This window comes from Kurthia massiliensis (assembly GCF_000285555.1).
GTDB classification, from domain to species: domain Bacteria; phylum Bacillota; class Bacilli; order Bacillales_A; family Planococcaceae; genus Kurthia; species Kurthia massiliensis.
In genome coordinates, this window is sequence record NZ_HE610998.1 from 169,359 (window position 1) to 186,751 (window position 17,393).

Sequence of the window (17,393 nt, forward strand, 5' to 3'; positions counted from 1 at the left end):
ATGAACTATGAACAGTTACCTCCAACGTTATTAATCAAAAAAGAATGGAAACCATTGGCGATTTGTGAGATTGTGCAGCCATATTTTGTTGCTGAATATCCCGATCAAGTCATTCAATGGTCAGAAGATGCTTTTATGCTCAGTGTTGATGAAAATTATGAATCGTCAGCGAGCTTTATTAAACTATTAAAAGTCATTAATGAGGACTTTTTTGAATTGCAGCCTTACAATAAGGCGACATTAATTGAACGTGTTGAAAAAAATATTGAATATGTGCGCATGAAAATTGAACCGTTGCTAAAACAACCGAATGTTGAACCACAAAAGTCATTCAAAACGGTTGAACCAGCACCGAAAAAGTCAGAAATCCCTCAAAAAATCAAAAAGCCACCACAAAAGTCGCTCGTTGAATCAAAAATGAAAGAATTAAAAGAATTGGCAGAGCCACTCGTAAAAGAAATGATTCAAAAAGAGGACATATCTGCGGATCTCGTGCATATTGAATTAGAGCAACCGATTGATCGCATTATTGAAAAAGAACACTTATATGCAAATTCTAGTTCAACTTTTCAAATTTTACGTGATTTAGTGACGAAACCTGATTTTACGAAAAATGAAAATGGGACGTATTCAAAAGACATTATTGGCATGGACGGCAGCTTGCAAGGGCAGGCGGAAATTCGAACGAATGAAGAAATTCAACGTTTACCAGCTGATACAGTGGAGAAGAAAAAAGTATGGTTTTCATTAATGGAATCAGCAATTACGTCGTTAGATGAATTATCAGCGGATTTATTCGATTTGATTTCATACTTATGGATGGTAAGCTCGAAAAATTCAGAAGGCTATATTCATTTTGAGAGTGATGAAGCATTGAAATTAAAATATGCCGATCCATATCGACAAAACTTTAAAACACGTGAACGTGAACGCTTTGCGATTATGCAACGTGTCGCTGCCTTATCAAGTGTATGGATTGCGGTGGAAAATGATGATTTTATTATCGTCAATGAAGCGAACTTAGAAGACCGTACAGAGTATGACTTAACGAACTTCCAACCGATGTTCCAAATTGGTTCGCTTGAAATGGCGTACGATAAAAAAACAGGGCAAGCGAAAGGGATTTATTCATTAACGATTAAACCATCATCATTACTCGCTTATTATTTAACGGATAGTACCCAATCATTTGGTTATTTAGATTACAAAGTATTTCAATACAACTATTATCAAAAACGCCCACATAAGCGACTCGTCCGTTATTTGAATTATGAATGGAAAGTGCGAAACGAAGATTTACTACGTCCGTTTACGGTTCAAGAATTAACGAAGGCGATGGATTTAAATCCACGTTATACAGGATCAAAACATCGCGAGAAAATGGAAACGGTGCTAGATGAATTAATGCACGATTCCGTTCTCAAATCTTGGTATTATGAAACGCCTTTCACTGATGAAGAAATCGCTGAGCAACGTTATTGGTATAAAAATGAATGGTCACAAGTGAAGGTCGTCATTTTACCACCAGATGTCGTAGTTGAAGAAAATCGTAAATTGCTCAGTCCGCAAACGATTTCGAATGAAGTGTATGTCGAAACGAAACAAGAAAAAACAAGAATTGAATTATCGCCAGATATTTTAAAAGAAATTAAAACATCACGTAATATTCCATTATCGGTTATCGCTGAAGAAGCGAATGTCTCTTATAGTGCCGTACAGCGTTATTTGAAAACAGGTAAGATGCCGAAGAAAGTCGAAACAATTCAAAACTTAGAACAGTGGATTAATGAATGGTATGTGTTATCACAAGAAAATGAACCAGCGCTAGAGGGAGAAATCGTTTAACGTTTGTTAAACGATTTTCTACTATTATAGAATTATACAATTATCCAAATAGAACGACATTAAATAAAGTTTATATAATAGGAAGAAACTCAAAATTTATAATTGTATAATTCTATATTTTTAAAGAAAAAGCTGCCTATTTATGAGGCAGCTTTTCTCTATTTAAGCGGTAACGTCTGATTTTGTGAAACGCCAATACGCAATCGTTAAGAAAATAATTGCGTAAACTGCATGGACGGCACAAGCAAATCCGACTGTTACATTGAGCATATGATTGTGTTCGTAAATGCTTTCAAGGTCCATTACTGATAACCAGATGTATTTAATGAAAGCAAATTTATAAAAGAATACGGTAATAATTGAAGAAGCCATTGAAAGGAAAATCGTTAAGCCAATTGCTAAACTGCTTGAACGTGTTACGGTGCTAATCATGAATGAGAATAAAATGCTCATGATGACCATAACGAGTTCAAAAGCAAAACTACGGCTAATGGCTGTCCATAAATTTTCATGGACGATTTGACCATTTTCCATTGTGAGATTGACGCCACCTAATTGATCAAACAGTACATAAGCGAAAATGACATTTAATACGAAGGTGAGTAAAGCCATTAATAATGCATATTCAAAAGTTGTAAGCAATTTTGACGTCAAAATTTTTGCGCGAGATACCGGGCGCGTTAATAACATTTTAATCGTCCCTTTTTGATATTCACTTGAAACAATCGTGCTGGCAACGATCACGCCGACGAGCATAATTAACAACATGAACGATGGTGTGCCTAATAAATAGCCTTCTGTGCTCACACCATCAATAGGTGGTATATTTTCAGCGAGACGATATTGTGAAATCGCAATTGAATCTTCCGTCTGCTGTCTTTCAGTAGCGGTCATCGTCGTATCTTCTAAATACGATTTTGAATACGTAATATTTTCTTTTTCAGCAGTTTGCCAGCTTACGTCATCGTACGCTATAGATTTTGTCAGAAGTGCGTAACAAACGGTCGCGAGGATGAGAAGAATCATCATGATCCAGGTACCTTTTTTAGACCATAGTTTCATGCGTTCATTTTGTATGAGTCGGAACATGATTACTACCTCCCGTCACTTCTAAAAATTGCTCTTCTAACGTTTCATTGTATGGATAAATACTGTAAACTAGCACTTTTGCTTCTGCCAGACGCTGAATTAACAACGGTACATCTTGGCGTTCAATATTTATAATTGTAGTATTTTCTAATTGTGTAAAACGATAATTGTATAAATTCAATATTTCTATCGCTTTTGAATCGGATTCTAATACGTAACGAGCTGCTTCTGTTTGGTGAATATCACGTGTTTCAATAATTTCGCCGCGTTGAATAATAATAATGCGGTCGCACATTAATTCAATTTCAGCGAGTAAATGACTAGAAACGAGGACAGCAACGCCTTCTTCATCTGCTAATTTCCGTAATAACTGACGTAACTCTTTAATCCCTGCTGGGTCTAAGCCATTTGTAGGTTCATCTAAAATTAAAAACTTCGGCTTGTGTAATAGCGCTTGAGCTAAACCGAGACGTTGACGCATTCCTAATGAATACGTCGATACTTTTTCATTAATGCGCTCTGCTAAACCAACTTGTAAAATAACGTCTTTTAATAACGTTTCATCAACAGGACCGTGCATGCGTGCAAAGTGCAATAAGTTTTTATACCCGGACATATAGCCGTACAGTTCAGGATTTTCTACGATCACGCCGACAGGTCGAATCGCCTCACTAAAATGTTGTTGCATTGAAATACCGTTAATTTCTACGATACCGTTTGTCGGTTCCATCAAGCCGGTCATCATACGAATCGTTGTCGTTTTACCCGCACCATTTGGACCGATAAAGCCTGTGATTTGCCCTGGGAATAGTTCGAAATCAATGTTGCGAATGATTTGTTTTGAACGAATCGTTTTTGACAAATTTTTCACGCGTACAATAGGTTCCATTTGCTTCACCCTTTCATCTTTCGTATAGGAAGATGCCTTTTTCACGAAGAAATAGCAACTCTTTATTCCATCATACACAAAATATGGAATCTTTAATACGATATTTTGTGTATGACAAGAGGTGTACGATTTTCGTGTTGTTCATGTAGACTATTATAAATGTAAAAATGTTCCTTATAATAAGAAGAATAAAATATATAAGTAAAAATGTTGTATGAGTGATATATGTAAACTGTATTAGTATAATATCGTGAAAAACGTCAATTCTATTAAAAAATAATAATTTTATGACCATCTGTTCTAGTACACATTTATGCTCGAATAAATTATTTTTTTCTGTTTAAAAACAAAATATTCTTTTTAAGGTAATGTAATCCCTTAAAAATGACGAAAAATCTCTTATTTCTGCCAAAATGATCTATTCGTTACTGTAAACGGTTAATATTTGTTTAAGAAAGAAAAAACACAACACGAAATAGCAGTAAGGGGGATTTAAATGAAAAATGTAACAACAGTTCGCCAATCAGTGGCGGATCCATCAGGTATCGGTTTATTTGGTCTTGCGATTGTCACAATTGTCGCATCATCGCAAAAACTAGGGTGGACTGAAGGTTTAGGTTACGTGCTTCCATGGGCCATTTTCTTAGGAGGCTTTATGCAATTATATGCATCAATTTTAGATGCTAAATTAAACAATACATTCGGGGCAACAGCGTTCGGTGCATACGGATTTTTCTGGTTAGCAGTAGGTGGTTGTTGGATGGCGCAAGCAGGTTTACTAGGTGAATCGTTCGCAGCAGTGGATCCAGCACAACTTGGCATGGCTTACTTAGGATTTTTAGTATTCACGATCTTTATGACAATTGGTGCGTTAGAAACGAATAAAGTATTATTCTTTATTTTCTTCTTAATCAACTTCCTATTCTTAGGTTTATCATTAAGTTCATTCGGTGTTGCAGAACACTTCATGCATGAAGTAGCTGCTTGGTCAGAGCTTCTAGTTGCTTTATTCAGCTTATACGGTGCAGGTGGTAACGTTTTAAACCGTCACTTCGGTTTCAACTTTGTGCCGCTAGGCAAACCATTTGGCATCATTACACGTGAGCGCTATGTTGCCAAACATGGTGAACAAGAAGAAATGTCTTCACACTAATAACAGAAAGACTGTAACGATGACGTTGCAGTCTTTTTTTATATCATTTTGTGTATAATTATTGTAAGGGGGAATGAACATGAAACATGTTGTGTTATTTGATTTAGACGGAACGCTTACAGACCCAAAGGAAGGGATTACGAAAAGTGTACAATATGCACTTTCAAAATTTGATATACATATTCCAGATTTAGATGTACTCATACCATTTATCGGACCACCATTAAAAACATCATTTATGGAAGATTATCATTTTAGTGAAGCACAAGCAGAGCGTGCTATTTTTTATTACCGCGAACGTTTTCAAACAGTTGGCCTTTACGAAAATCATTTGTTTGATGGTGTTATTGATATGTTAGAGGCGCTGCAACGAAAAGGGGTACGCTTAGCGATTGCGACGTCTAAACCGACTGTCTTTGCGATTGAAATTGCGAACCACTTCCAATTTGCCCATTACTTTGAATATATCGTAGGTAGTGAATTAGATGGCACGCGTTCTGCAAAATCGGAAGTCATCGCTGAAGCGCTTCGATTGTTAGACGTTTCACCAGAAGACTGCTACATGGTTGGGGACCGAAAACATGATATGCTAGGTGCAGCAGAAAATCACGTTGAAAGTATCGGCGTAACGTTTGGTTATGGTTCGCATGAAGAATTAGCATCGGCGCAAGCTAACCATATTGTGCATACATTAGCGGCGTTAAAAGATATAATTTTATAAAACTATAATTGTATAAAAGGTGTTTAAACAAATATTTATGGATGTTTTCAAAGAGACGAAACGTCATTACGGTCACGCTTGGCTTCAATTTCTTATCATCGGTATTATTATCGGTATCGCTACGTATGTCGGATTAAAAGTCGGTAAAGTTGATGTGTCGGGCATTATGGAAAGATTATTAGATATGCTAGGCGGTAAAGAGAAAGTGAATGAAATGGCAACACAATCCGAACACCAAACATTCATTGATATTTTCTCTAATAACTGGCTTGTCTGTGCACAAGTAATTGTGTTTGCTTTTTTACCACTACCACTTTATTTAGCAACCTTTGCGATGAATAGTGCTGTGTTAGGAATGGTCGCTTACATTATGGGAGAGACCGGGCAAGGCATTTTCAAAAGCTTCGTACTTGGTATTTTGCCACATGGCATCATTGAATTGCCGATGATTTTTTTAGCGATTGCGATTGCGATGAAAGTGAATAATGCGGTTTACAAATGGATTTTCTCAGGCGGGAAAAATCACCAAATTACGATAGAAGCGAAAAAAGCGTTGTTACAACTTATTTGCGTGCTCACGCCAGGAATGTTATTGGCGGGTGTGATTGAAAGTTATATTACCCCCATTCTTTTACAGTGGGGATATCGCTAACGAGACGAGGAAACTTTTTAAAAGAGGTTTCCTTTTTTTGTTATTGAATTCAGTGTATAGTGGATATAAGACAGGAGATTGGAGGAATGACATGACACTTACATTATCAAATGTCACGAAAAAGTATCGTGATTTTGTAGCAGTTGACCAAATTGATTTTACGATTGATCGTGGAGAAATTTTCGGTTTAATTGGACAAAATGGTGCGGGAAAGACGACGACATTTCGCATGATTTTAAATTTACAAGAAACGACGTCGGGCGATATTTTATGGGACGGAGAATCGGTGAATAAATTAAATCGTGATTTACTCGGTTATTTACCAGAGGAACGTGGGATTTATCCGCAAATGCGCGTTGAAGAGCAGTTATATTTTTTCGGTGAATTGCGCGGTAAAACGAAAAAACAATTAAAGCCGAAAATTGATTATTGGCTAGAACGTTTTGAATTAGTCGAAAAACGAAAAGATAAAGCGGAGACATTATCAAAAGGGAATCAACAAAAAGTGCAATTAATTGCGAGCTTTATTCATGAACCACAGTTTCTTATTTTAGACGAGCCATTTAGTGGATTAGATCCGGTGAACCGTGATTTATTAATGGCTGCTATTTTATCATTAAAAGAAGCAGGTACAACGATTTTATTTTCAAGTCATCAAATGGATAACGTTGAAGAACTTTGTGACCGTTTATGTATTTTAAAACGTGGCAAATCTTTATTTTCAGGTGACTTACAAGCATTAAAAGCACAGTACGGTAAAGTGAATTTGCGTGTGCGCACGCCGATGACAAAAGCAGATTTAAGTGCTTTAGATGGTGTGATAAGTGTAAAAGAAACAAATGACGGTTATACGTTGCGATTGAAAGATGAAACGTATGGGCCAATGTTGTTTGAAAAAATCAGTCAAGGTCGATATATCGAGAAATTTAGTATGGATTATTTATCCCTCGATGAAATTTTCAAATTGAAAGTAGGTGCTTCTGATGAACAAAACGCTCCTACTCATTAAACAAAATTACTTACAAAAAATTAAAGCAAAATCATTTTTATTGATCACGCTCTTATATATGGCTGTCATTTTAATTGCGGTCAATTGGTCTTCGATTAAAGATATTTTCTCAGGTGATGATCAAGTAACGGTTGCGCTCGTAGATGAGACGAAACAATTAGCTGCAAATTTCCCGGCTTCTGGGGAAATCGCATATAAAAAAGTAGACGCATCACGAAAAACGTTAGACCAGCAAGTAAAAGATGGTGATTATGACGGGGCGCTTTATTTACAAGATCAAAAGGGACAACTTCAAACGACATTCGTTACATATGAGTCACCGACGCTCACATTACAACAATCTGTTGAAACGCATGTCGATAGTGCGAGCAAAATTTATGGTATTCAACAATTAAATTTATCAGCGAAAGAAGCTGAAACGCTATTAAACGCACAAGCGAATATAAAAGAAGTGTCATTAAAAGAAGCAGATAGTGGAAAAAGTTCACAAGCGAAAATGGTCGGTATCGGTGTATCGTACGTCATTGGATTTTTAATTTATTTATTTGTCCTTACGTATTCATCGATGATTACGACAGATATCGCTTCTGAAAAAGGCTCGCGTGTGTTAGAAGTATTGATGGCGTCCGTTCGTCCAAACCAACATTTAATGGCAAAAATCGTTTCGGTGTTTGCTGTTGGGTTTACGCAAATTGTGATTTTAATCGCGACGGCGCTGATCGCATTTAACGTGACGAATCGAGACTTATGGAAAACGATTACCGATATGACATCTGATTTAAGCAGTGCTTACATTTGGATTGTCGCGCTATTTTTCATTTTGACGTTGCTACTATATTTAACATTAGGTGCTTTAATGGGCTCACTCGTATCAAAAGTCGAAGAAGCAGGACAAGCGAATATGCCTGTTATGATGTTAATGATGGCTGGGTTCTTTAGTTTAGTATATGGCATGTCAAATCCAGACATTGCGCTCGTACGTATTTTATCGTTCGTGCCATTTACGTCTGGTATGCTGATGCCACTTCGCTATAGTGCAACTGATTTAAGTACGACGTCGGCAATTATCGCATTGGCGATATTAGCAGTGACGCTCGCAGTTATTTTCGTATTTACGGTTTCGCTATATCGTCGCAGTGTTTTAACGTATAGCACAGGAAGCTTGTGGCAAAAATTAAAAAACGTTTGGAAGTTTACAACGTAAAATATCAGCCTCTATATACATTATAGAGGCTATTTTTATAAATGTATAATTTGATAATAGTATAAAAAGGAGTGTTGTAAATGAAAACAGTCATTGTTACAGGCGGCGCGCAAGGCATTGGTCGTGCCATCGCTGAACATTTTATCGAAGCAGGTAATCAAGTTGTCATTGCTGATATTGCGCAAAATGGACAGGACATTGCGACGACGATCGGTGCAACGTTTATCAAAACCGATGTTCGAATCGAAGCAGATGTACGCGCATGTATGCAAAAAACGTATGAACAATTCGGTGCGATTGATATTTTAATTAACAATGCAGGGAAAGTCGTTTTTATCGATCCACTTGAGTTAACGATTGAACAGTTTGATGACGTGTTGGATACGAATTTACGTAGCGTCTTTTTATGCACGAAAGAAGCAGTGCATTACATGAAAGCAACTGGTGGGAGCGTTGTCAATTTAGCATCGACACGTGCGTTCATGTCAGAGCCACATACGGAATCATATGCGGCATCAAAAGGTGGTATTATTGCATTAACGCATGCATTTGCTCGTTCACTTGCGCCGTACAATATTACGGTCAATAGTATTTCACCTGGTTGGATTGAAACGATGGATTACGAAGGTTTGCGTGATATTGACCATGCACAACATTTATCAAACCGTGTTGGGAAGCCTGCTGATATTGCACGCGCTTGTTTATTTTTAACTGACCTTGCTAACAATTTCATTACCGGTGAAAATATGACGATAGATGGCGGTATGACGAAGAAAATGATTTACGAGCCGTAATAAAAAGGACTTGCTGCGGCAAGTCCTTTGTTGATTTAAGGCATTAATACTTCTCTAAATTGTTGTGTAACGGTTTGTTTTGCACTAATCGTTAATAATAAATCACCGCTGCGTGGATGAACGATACTCGTTTGATATTGATTAGACTGTGCATCAGCGTGCCAACCAATACGATATTGTGCATTTGTATCGTCATCATATGTTAGTTGAATATGTGCGATATCGGCCGTTTGTTGAATGCGTTCGAATGGCAAAATAGGTTCACTCGCATCTAAACGTGTGACGTAAGAAGATAGTTGATTGGCATTACGATATAAAAAGACGCTAATATCTTCTGCGATTTGTTCATCTTCAGCATCTGTAATCGTTCCGAAATGAATCATACGAAAATCATCTGCATCGAAATGAAGACGTTCATTCGTTTTTAAAATAAAATCAAAGGCTGTAATTTGTGGCATATTGCGTTCACTCTTTCTTTGATAAGATGACTATAGCATACCATATTTTCACAATTTGCTTCTATATGTTTACAAACTAACAATGCTAAAGAAAAAGGTTATTCAAATTTCATTGTGAAATAAGTCATTTATATTTTTATAGAATTATACAATTATCCATTCATGATCGATCATACTCATTTCATACATACTCCAAAATGTACCGTTTACTTTCAATGTATCGCGCAAGTGGCCTTCTTTTCGGAAACCTACTTTTTCATAACATTGAATCGCCGCTTCATTAAAATCGTAGACGCCGAGTGTTACACGATGTAGCTTCAACTGCTTAAAACAAAAGTTCAGCGTTTGTCGCATCATGCGTTCACCGAGACGTTGCCCTCGAAGTGCTGGGTCACCAATTAATACATGCTCGATTCGTGCACTGTCATTTTTACGATCAATTTGAGTAATTGAAATATGCCCAATGACGTCTCCTTGATAAAGTACTTTAAAAATGTATCGCTCTGCAAGATAATGATTCGCATTTCGAATGTATTTTGTTAGTTGTTCAGTCGTGAGTGGGTATGTGAATGAATCGCCTCCCCATAACGTAATGTCTGTTTCATTTGTGAGCCATTGCGTTATAGTTGAGAAATCTGATGTCGTAAAATATTGAATCGTCAATTCGCGTAAATCGTAGTGAAGAATTGTTTGTTCGGTCTCTCCATCTATTACGTCTATAAACGTATCAATAAATCCGTATTGTCGATAACGTTGAATCGTGTCGTGTCGCTTTTTATCAATCGCCGTTTCGATATGTTGGGTTTTAGGCCAAAGCGTTCGTAAAAATGCCGGCAATTGCTGCAGCGTTTTGGTCATGTATGCGTCATAGTCGGACTGAGGAACAATTGTAATCGCATGCAATCGAGTTGTACAATCGGTTAATTTTTCTAATATGAAATAAGCGACGCACGTTTGATTTTCAATACCTAAAACGGTAACAACATCTTCTGAATGATGCGCTAACATTGGGAATGGGGTAGACTTCTCACGGCACATATCATTATCAATTAATTGTACGAACGACTCATCATATTGAATCAATTTCATGAAAATCAGCTCCTATTGGCATATTTTTATGGATAACGGGTATCATTTTGATAGATATGTATGAAATAGATTGGAGGGATGTCGTTGTCACATTACAATCCAACAACATATGCGATTCTCGGATTATTGACGATCGGGTGCCGAACAGGTTATGACATGAAACGAATGATTGATACGAGTTTAGCTCATTTTTGGAAAATTAGCTACGGTCAAATTTATCCAACGTTGAAAAAGTTAGTAGAAGATGAGCTTGTTATTCGCAAGCAAAAGCTAGAAACAAAGAAACCAGAGCGTGTCGAATATTATTTAACAGCTGAAGGGGAACGACTACTAAATGATTGGCTATATCAACCAGTTGAAAAATTTCCTGGCGAAAAAAATGAAGTATTGCTACGTTTATTTTTAAGTGCAGATGTAGATAATCATGTAACGATTCAGCAACTCGAAAAATATCGAGAAGCGCAACTTCATCGCCTCCAAATGTATCATTTAATCGAAGATAATTTATTGAAAAAAGCTTCTAGTGAAGAGCAACATCGTGGATTACTAGCGATTGATTTTGGAAAGAGAATGGCGAATACCGTCGTTGGATGGTGTGACGACACGATTAATAAACTCCGTTAATGCATAATTTTATAAAAATATAATTGTATAATCTTTTGTTATAAAGAGGCTAGGACGAAACATTTCATCTTCTTTTTTTAGTGTTCGCAACAAAAAACCGGAACCGCGCCACAGCGCGATTCCGGTTTTTCTTATGCTCATTTGAGAGGGTGTTTTTACACTTATGTCTCAGCCTCTTGTGTTATTTTTTCTTTTTCTGGTCGTCCATTTCTTTTTTGAAAAATTCGTCGAATAGTTGTTTCACTTCATCGCTTTTCAATAAATCCGAAACGAATGCTGTCACGTCTTCGCCACTTAAATTTTTCTTCGCAATACGATAGCAAATTTCAGAAATCGTAAAGCCGAGTGAAACAGTAATAGCTGTCGCCACAGAACCGTTAATGACAGAACCAGCACCTGGAATAAATTTTGTCAGTTGCGCAACTAAGTAACGACCGAGATTGCTGACGATCGTGCCTGCTCCTAGCGCGCTCACAATCATCGAAATATTTTCAAAATCGCTATCTAAACGATATTGTTTCATAATACGGCCAATCATCGCGCTTTGGTTTGCTAACAGCAATGGTCCATCTGCGAATGGAATCGGTGTAAATCCAACTGCGAATGACGCCGCTGCGTGTTGACGAATCGCTTTGTTGACTTCTTTTTTCACTAAGTCGACATTTGCACGTTGCGCACGTAAAAACGCATATTTCACAGAAGGCTCCATTTGTTCGTATGTCCATGTCATCAATTCTCCAAGTTGGAAGTTACCGCCTTGGTCAAATTGTGTCGATACATAAAAGCTTTGCACGCCTGTTGGTGCTAACGTAGCAGCCATTGCTTCAATATCTTCCATCGTCGACATGTCTGATTTCGTAAAGATGACTGCAACGGGTTTTCCAGTTTTCATAAACTGTTCGATCATCGCGATATCCATATCCGTTACGCGACTGTTCGGCGCAGCGATGCAATACCAGACGATGTGTACTTGGTCATTTATTTTTTTAGCGCTGTCGTTCATATACAACTGCATTTCTTTCAGGAAACGACTATGTTCTTCGCTCGCTAATTCATACCCTTTCGTATCAAATAACGTAATTGGCATATCTTTAACCGTATAACGTGTCGTTTCTTGGGTAACCGGTTTTCCTGTACCGACTTTTGAAAAGTCGACGCCGAATACTTTATTTACGAGTGCCGATTTACCGACACCTGTTGCACCGACGACTAAAATATTGGCATTGCCATCTTCTTTTAAAAAGGTCTCCATCGCTTTTTCGATTTGAGCGACCATTTGTGTTTCTTCTTTAGACATTTATTGTGCCTGCTACTAAAAACATATACAAAAGTATACATCTAGCTTTTTCCTGCTTCTTAGAATGCGTTCTCGGCACGTACTCCCTACTAACGTTTGGTGTCATTCTCCACAGGCTTCAATTCCGATGTAGCCCACCGTACTATTCATTTAAACTGACACTAACAATTCATATTGTGTAGCTTGTTTTAAATTCATCGCAGCGTTTAAATCTGGGTCTAACACTTGATGACAGTTCGCGCATTCATAAACGCGTTCTTTCCATAAACGCGTTCTTTCAATGTTAAATCTACTTTTTTATGACCGCATATGCTACATAATTTTGAGCTTGGATAAAAGCGATTCACAAGACGTAATTCAATGCCATACGCTTCACACTTCATTTGTAATTTAGTTCTGAAATTGAAGAATCCTTGCTGTACAATCGCTTTTGATAAGTGTCTGTTTTTCATCATCCCTCGAACATTTAAATCTTCTAATGCAATGAATGCTGGTTTGGTTTTCACCAAGTCACTCACAATGTTCTTATGATAATTTTCTCGAATATTTGCTAGACGCTGATGTAACTTTTGTACACGACAAATTTGTTTTTGTCGATTGTTAAAGTAACAGTTTTCACCTACCTTTTTATCTTTGTTTTGTTCGTAACTTCTACTCAATTTCCGTTGCGCTTGTTTTAATCGTTTTTCAAGCTTTCTTACTTTATCTGTTTTATTGATATTTTCATAAACTTTACCATTACTCAAAATGGCAAAATCTTTAATCCCTAAATCAATGCCGATGCCTTCTGATTCCGGTGTTTGTTTTATGCAGGCAGGCACTTCACATAAAATAGAAATATAGAATCGGTCAGCTTTTTGTGATACTGTACCGCTTTTGATGACAGCACCTTTCGGAAGATAACCATATTCTTTCAATGTTACCCAGCCGAGCGTAGGTACTTTGATTTGATGGCGTTTTACTTCAAAATCGGTCTGATTATTTTTGGCAAAGTAAGCTTTTACATCTTGACGTGCTTTTTTCTTAAAACGAGGGTGTTTACTTAAACCTTTGAAAAAATTTTTATAAGCACGTTCCGCATTCATAATGGATTGTTTAACAGCTTTACTTGATACGGATTTAATCCACAAATCTTGTTGACGCTGCTTCACGTGCACATTATTTAACCATTTCGAGAAGTCATAACCGCTCATGAATTTTCTGCCCTCTTCATAGTTAACACGATTCGTTGCAATATACATGTTGTAGACATAGCGACATACACCAAAAGTTCTGATAAGTTTTTCACGTTGCCGGTCAGTTGGTTTTATTTCCAGCTTATAAGCCCGCTTCATTCCTTAGCATCCTTTCACCTGATTTTAACGAGATATCATTTTATACATATATACCCATTTGTCTATTTTTTTGTCTACTGTTTTATTACTCCTCGTTGATCGTGTTGCTTGCTTGTACAATTAATTGACGTGTTTCGTCAATGATACGTGTTTCATGTGCTGTCATATATTTTTCCATATCTCGTTGGAATTTACGCGCCACTTGTGGTGGTGACTGCATTAAAATTGTTGAACGGAACGCTTCTTCAAGTTTATCAAACGCTTCGATATGAAAATCATTCGGTTGTTTGCGCATTTGACGTCGCGTCGTACGCGTTAATTCGAATGTACTTTCATATGTGCGCATCGCTGCGTGTACTTCCTGTGTCATCAGCGCCTGTAAATCATGTGTTGTAAATTGGGTTGCCAAATGTTTCGCCAATTGTACCGCTTCTTTGCTAGATAAGCTTTCATGAATGCGTCGACGATATTCCCCAGCAGCTTTCCGACGCGCTAAATATAATACGCGATCTGGTAAGCGTTCATTTAACATGTCTAAGTAGTTGACGCGAATTTGCGCTGTAATGTCATCAAGTCCTGTACGGGCAATTGTTTCGCCTGTCATTAGTTTTTGTTCGACACTATTGACGGGAATGATGGTCACGCCGCCGTCTGTCGCATCTTCAATCGTTTCTGTAAGCGCGTGAATCGTTGCCTCATCGACGAGAGACGCTTTCGTTAAGGCGACAAGGACGTGGATTTTTTGATCGCGTAGCATTTGAATAACTTGTAAATCAAAATCTTGTACGCGCGCTGATGCCGCAGAAACGCAATAAATAGCAATGTGTACCCATTCTGCAACGGCTGCTTGATAACCACGCGATTGCAAAAATTGTTTAAAATCCGCCATCCAGACGTCATCTTTTCCTTGTTCAATGCCCCATGAGTCAATTAACGACACCGGTACACCATTTAACATTAGTTTTTCTTCAAAAAAACCTTGTTCTGTGACAGGTTTTCCCGCACCAGTGGCACGCTTTGGCTCGTTAAATAAATAGTTGATTAATGAAGATTTGCCGACACCTGTTTGTCCGAGAATAGCGACGTTGACCGTTTCTCGTGCGTGCATCGGCATGAGTGCTTCTTTTACTTGCGCGATGTATTGTGAAATGAGCGTTGCGACGTGTTGATTCGTCCGAAGCGCTTGTAACACATATTGTTCAAAAGCATCTGCGACTTCAAATGATGATTTATTCATGAGTGCGCGTGCTTTTTGCGATGTATTGCCGAAAAAGGTTTTTAATTTCCCTGGCGTCTTTTCATCTGGTTGCTCGGATGAACGCAATTGTTGGAAAAATTTCGAGACGTTGTTTGTGAGTAGTTCAAACGTGATTTTTTGTGCTGCCTCATCTTCGAAAAAAGCGATGCTCGGTGATAACGGCTCAAGCGTTTGCTTCGCGACATCGTGCAAAATCGGTTTTAAATCTTGCTGTAAAAATTGATGCGCGAGTGATTCTGCTTGTGCACGCGCTTGTTTCGTTCGCCATATTTTTTCGATGTCTGATTTGTAAGAAACGAGTGCTTTTTTCGCTTTCGCCATGACGCGCGCACGATAGTAGGCGCGGACGACACGTAAATATGCGTCGAACAATGCATCTTCTAATAAACGTGGATCGTCTGCATTTGCCAGCGTGACATTATGCGGGAGCGTCATTTCTACATCAACGGCACCGTCTACATCATAGATGCCGATGACAACCGGCATTTTTTTCGCAGCTTGTTGAATCGTATACAGTTCATCTTTCGTCGGACCGGACGATGCCATCACATAAAGCATCACTTGCGCAGCGTTTTCACTTTGCACAATCGGAAGCGCACCGACCGTTTGAAGTGGCAGTGAAAAGTTGGCAACAGCAGGCTGTTTGTATAATAAAATGTTCAATTGTGTTAAATCCATTTATATCACCAGTTTCTCTGTAATGTAGTTATATATACGGAATACCCGAAAAAATGTTTCATAGAACGTAAAAAACGACACCGCAAATATTCAGGTGTCGTTTTTCTATTGAAGATTAACGATATTGTTGTCGTGTAAGGGTACCGCTAAAATTCACGTGGTCTAGTGAGACAGACTTACCTTCTATGCGAAGCTGTAACTTCGTTAATTTCGGCATATTTTTGAAAAACGTCATCGCAATGCGATCGGTAAATATTTGACCACCGGTAGAACCTTGAACGTATTTACTGTTCATAATCGATTTTTTAAAAGATAATACGACTGTTTTTTCATCTTTCGAGACAGCGTATGATTGGACGTACGATTTATATTGAAGATGTGTCATTAAAAATTGTGTAAGGGAACCTTGCGTTGCATATTGATAGTTTAACGTTTTTTTCGGAACAATTTGTGTAGCGGATGAATTCGCATCATAAATTTTCACAGTGTCAGCAGAGGCGATTGTTGTTGTCGTCAAAAGCGATGCGGCGAGTGATGTTGTAAAAATGAGTGTTTTCCAATTCTTCATAAGAATCCGCCTTTCTATGCAAGATTATTATTTATTTTCCCGTTTTTTATTAAAAATATGCGAATTAGGATAATATAGGAAAAAAGATGTTAACTACCCTTGTTTTTGAAGAAACGGGTTTATTTATTTGAAAATAGTGGAAAAGCATTATTAGTACGTCGTACAGGAGGTGACCACTTGAAAAGACTAATTAGTTTCATCGTCGGTTTACTCGTACTCGTTGGTTTAGGGTCTTTATTATTTATGGCCATTGAACATAGCGCCATTACAAAGTATCAAGAAGACTTATGGCGATATAATTGGTTTGCACCGACGTTGTACACAATTGCAGGTGTCATCGTGTTGATTGCGCTTATTTCTATTTTTTACGCCTTTACAACGTCTTACAAAAAACGTGGTATTTACGAAAAGTTTGACGACGGCGATTTTTATATTAATAAGCAAACAATCGAAAATAACGTACAACATACGCTTGCAAAGTATGATGATGTACGCCAACCGAAAGTGTCGGTGAAGTTACATCAGAAAAAGCGAGATTCTTATATGGATATCTTTGTCGATCTTCTCGTGGCCAAGCAAGATAGGCAAGCGTTGTTAGAGCGTCTGCATCAAGACATTAAGTCTAATGCGGAAGCTTTTGCGGAGTTGCCCGTAAAAAACTTAAAGCTACAAGTGCTCGATCAGAAAGAACTGAAACGTCGTGTAATTTAATTTGCAAAAGGAGCGGATGA

General features: G+C 37.8%; 16 protein-coding genes and 1 pseudogene. 9 read left to right on the forward strand and 8 right to left on the reverse strand.

Features of this window, described 5'->3' with window-relative positions:
• Nucleotides 1-1,845 carry a hypothetical protein gene (locus tag KMHG_RS08465; protein ID WP_010288686.1) on the forward strand — a complete coding sequence of 615 codons (1,845 nt, stop codon included), beginning with the start codon at nucleotides 1-3 and terminating at the stop codon, nucleotides 1,843-1,845.
• A gap of 162 nt (nucleotides 1,846-2,007) precedes the next feature.
• Here KMHG_RS08465 and KMHG_RS08470 read toward each other — a convergent pair whose 3' ends face one another.
• Nucleotides 2,008-2,934: a DUF2705 family protein gene (locus KMHG_RS08470; RefSeq protein ID WP_010288687.1), complete on the reverse strand. Its 927-nt coding sequence runs from the start codon at nucleotides 2,932-2,934 to the stop codon at nucleotides 2,008-2,010.
• On the reverse strand, nucleotides 2,912-3,823 hold the full coding sequence (locus KMHG_RS08475; RefSeq protein WP_010288688.1) for an ABC transporter ATP-binding protein: 912 nt from the start codon (nucleotides 3,821-3,823) through the stop codon (nucleotides 2,912-2,914). The genes KMHG_RS08470 and KMHG_RS08475 overlap by 23 nt, the downstream gene beginning before the upstream one ends.
• A 496-nt stretch (nucleotides 3,824-4,319) precedes the next feature.
• Here KMHG_RS08475 and KMHG_RS08480 point away from each other — a divergent pair, with 496 nt between their 5' ends.
• The 6 genes from KMHG_RS08480 to KMHG_RS08505 all read left to right on the forward strand — a co-directional run bounded on the left by KMHG_RS08480 (nucleotide 4,320) and on the right by KMHG_RS08505 (nucleotide 9,356).
• Complete coding sequence (locus KMHG_RS08480) at nucleotides 4,320-4,976, forward strand: acetate uptake transporter (RefSeq protein WP_010288689.1); 657 nt, start codon at nucleotides 4,320-4,322, stop codon at nucleotides 4,974-4,976.
• Nucleotides 4,977-5,055: 79 nt separating this feature from the next.
• Nucleotides 5,056-5,697: an HAD family hydrolase gene (locus tag KMHG_RS08485; protein ID WP_010288691.1), complete on the forward strand. Its 642-nt coding sequence runs from the start codon at nucleotides 5,056-5,058 to the stop codon at nucleotides 5,695-5,697.
• A gap of 37 nt (nucleotides 5,698-5,734) precedes the next feature.
• Nucleotides 5,735-6,349 (forward strand): stage II sporulation protein M, encoded by a 615-nt coding sequence (locus tag KMHG_RS08490; RefSeq protein WP_010288693.1) that lies wholly within the window; start codon nucleotides 5,735-5,737, stop codon nucleotides 6,347-6,349.
• 91 nt (nucleotides 6,350-6,440) lie between these two features.
• On the forward strand, nucleotides 6,441-7,358 hold the full coding sequence (locus tag KMHG_RS08495) for an ABC transporter ATP-binding protein (RefSeq protein ID WP_010288695.1): 918 nt from the start codon (nucleotides 6,441-6,443) through the stop codon (nucleotides 7,356-7,358).
• Nucleotides 7,333-8,562, forward strand: coding sequence for an ABC transporter permease (locus tag KMHG_RS08500; protein WP_010288697.1), 1,230 nt, complete (start codon nucleotides 7,333-7,335; stop codon nucleotides 8,560-8,562). Before KMHG_RS08495 ends, KMHG_RS08500 begins: the two co-directional genes overlap by 26 nt.
• Before the next feature lie 80 nt (nucleotides 8,563-8,642).
• Nucleotides 8,643-9,356: an SDR family NAD(P)-dependent oxidoreductase gene (locus tag KMHG_RS08505; protein ID WP_010288698.1), complete on the forward strand. Its 714-nt coding sequence runs from the start codon at nucleotides 8,643-8,645 to the stop codon at nucleotides 9,354-9,356.
• A gap of 35 nt (nucleotides 9,357-9,391) precedes the next feature.
• On the opposite strand, the gene KMHG_RS08510 is transcribed toward KMHG_RS08505, so the two are convergent.
• Nucleotides 9,392-9,814, reverse strand: coding sequence for a hypothetical protein (locus KMHG_RS08510; protein ID WP_010288704.1), 423 nt, complete (start codon nucleotides 9,812-9,814; stop codon nucleotides 9,392-9,394).
• 144 nt (nucleotides 9,815-9,958) lie between these two features.
• Nucleotides 9,959-10,903, reverse strand: coding sequence for a GNAT family N-acetyltransferase (locus KMHG_RS08515; protein WP_010288705.1), 945 nt, complete (start codon nucleotides 10,901-10,903; stop codon nucleotides 9,959-9,961).
• Nucleotides 10,904-10,987: 84 nt separating this feature from the next.
• Between KMHG_RS08515 and KMHG_RS08520 the strand changes: the two genes are divergently transcribed.
• A complete protein-coding gene (locus KMHG_RS08520; protein WP_010288706.1) occupies nucleotides 10,988-11,527 on the forward strand; it encodes a PadR family transcriptional regulator in 540 nt (179 codons plus the stop codon).
• Nucleotides 11,528-11,708: 181 nt separating this feature from the next.
• Here the strand turns inward: KMHG_RS08520 and KMHG_RS08525 are convergent, their stop codons facing one another.
• The 4 genes and pseudogenes from KMHG_RS08525 to KMHG_RS08540 form a co-directional block, all read right to left on the reverse strand.
• Nucleotides 11,709-12,824, reverse strand: a complete 1,116-nt coding sequence (locus KMHG_RS08525; RefSeq protein ID WP_010288707.1) for a YcjF family protein — start codon at nucleotides 12,822-12,824, stop codon at nucleotides 11,709-11,711.
• Between the two features lie 150 nt (nucleotides 12,825-12,974).
• Nucleotides 12,975-14,158 (reverse strand): annotated as a pseudogene (locus KMHG_RS17570) (RNA-guided endonuclease InsQ/TnpB family protein).
• Nucleotides 14,159-14,243: 85 nt separating this feature from the next.
• Nucleotides 14,244-16,094, reverse strand: a complete 1,851-nt coding sequence (locus KMHG_RS08535) for a GTPase domain-containing protein (RefSeq protein WP_010288709.1) — start codon at nucleotides 16,092-16,094, stop codon at nucleotides 14,244-14,246.
• A gap of 115 nt (nucleotides 16,095-16,209) precedes the next feature.
• Complete coding sequence (locus KMHG_RS08540; RefSeq protein ID WP_010288711.1) at nucleotides 16,210-16,662, reverse strand: hypothetical protein; 453 nt, start codon at nucleotides 16,660-16,662, stop codon at nucleotides 16,210-16,212.
• A gap of 177 nt (nucleotides 16,663-16,839) precedes the next feature.
• On the opposite strand from KMHG_RS08540, the gene amaP reads away from it, so the two are divergent.
• A complete protein-coding gene (gene amaP / locus KMHG_RS08545; RefSeq protein ID WP_010288713.1) occupies nucleotides 16,840-17,373 on the forward strand; it encodes an alkaline shock response membrane anchor protein AmaP in 534 nt (177 codons plus the stop codon).
• Nucleotides 17,374-17,393 lie beyond the last annotated feature (20 nt).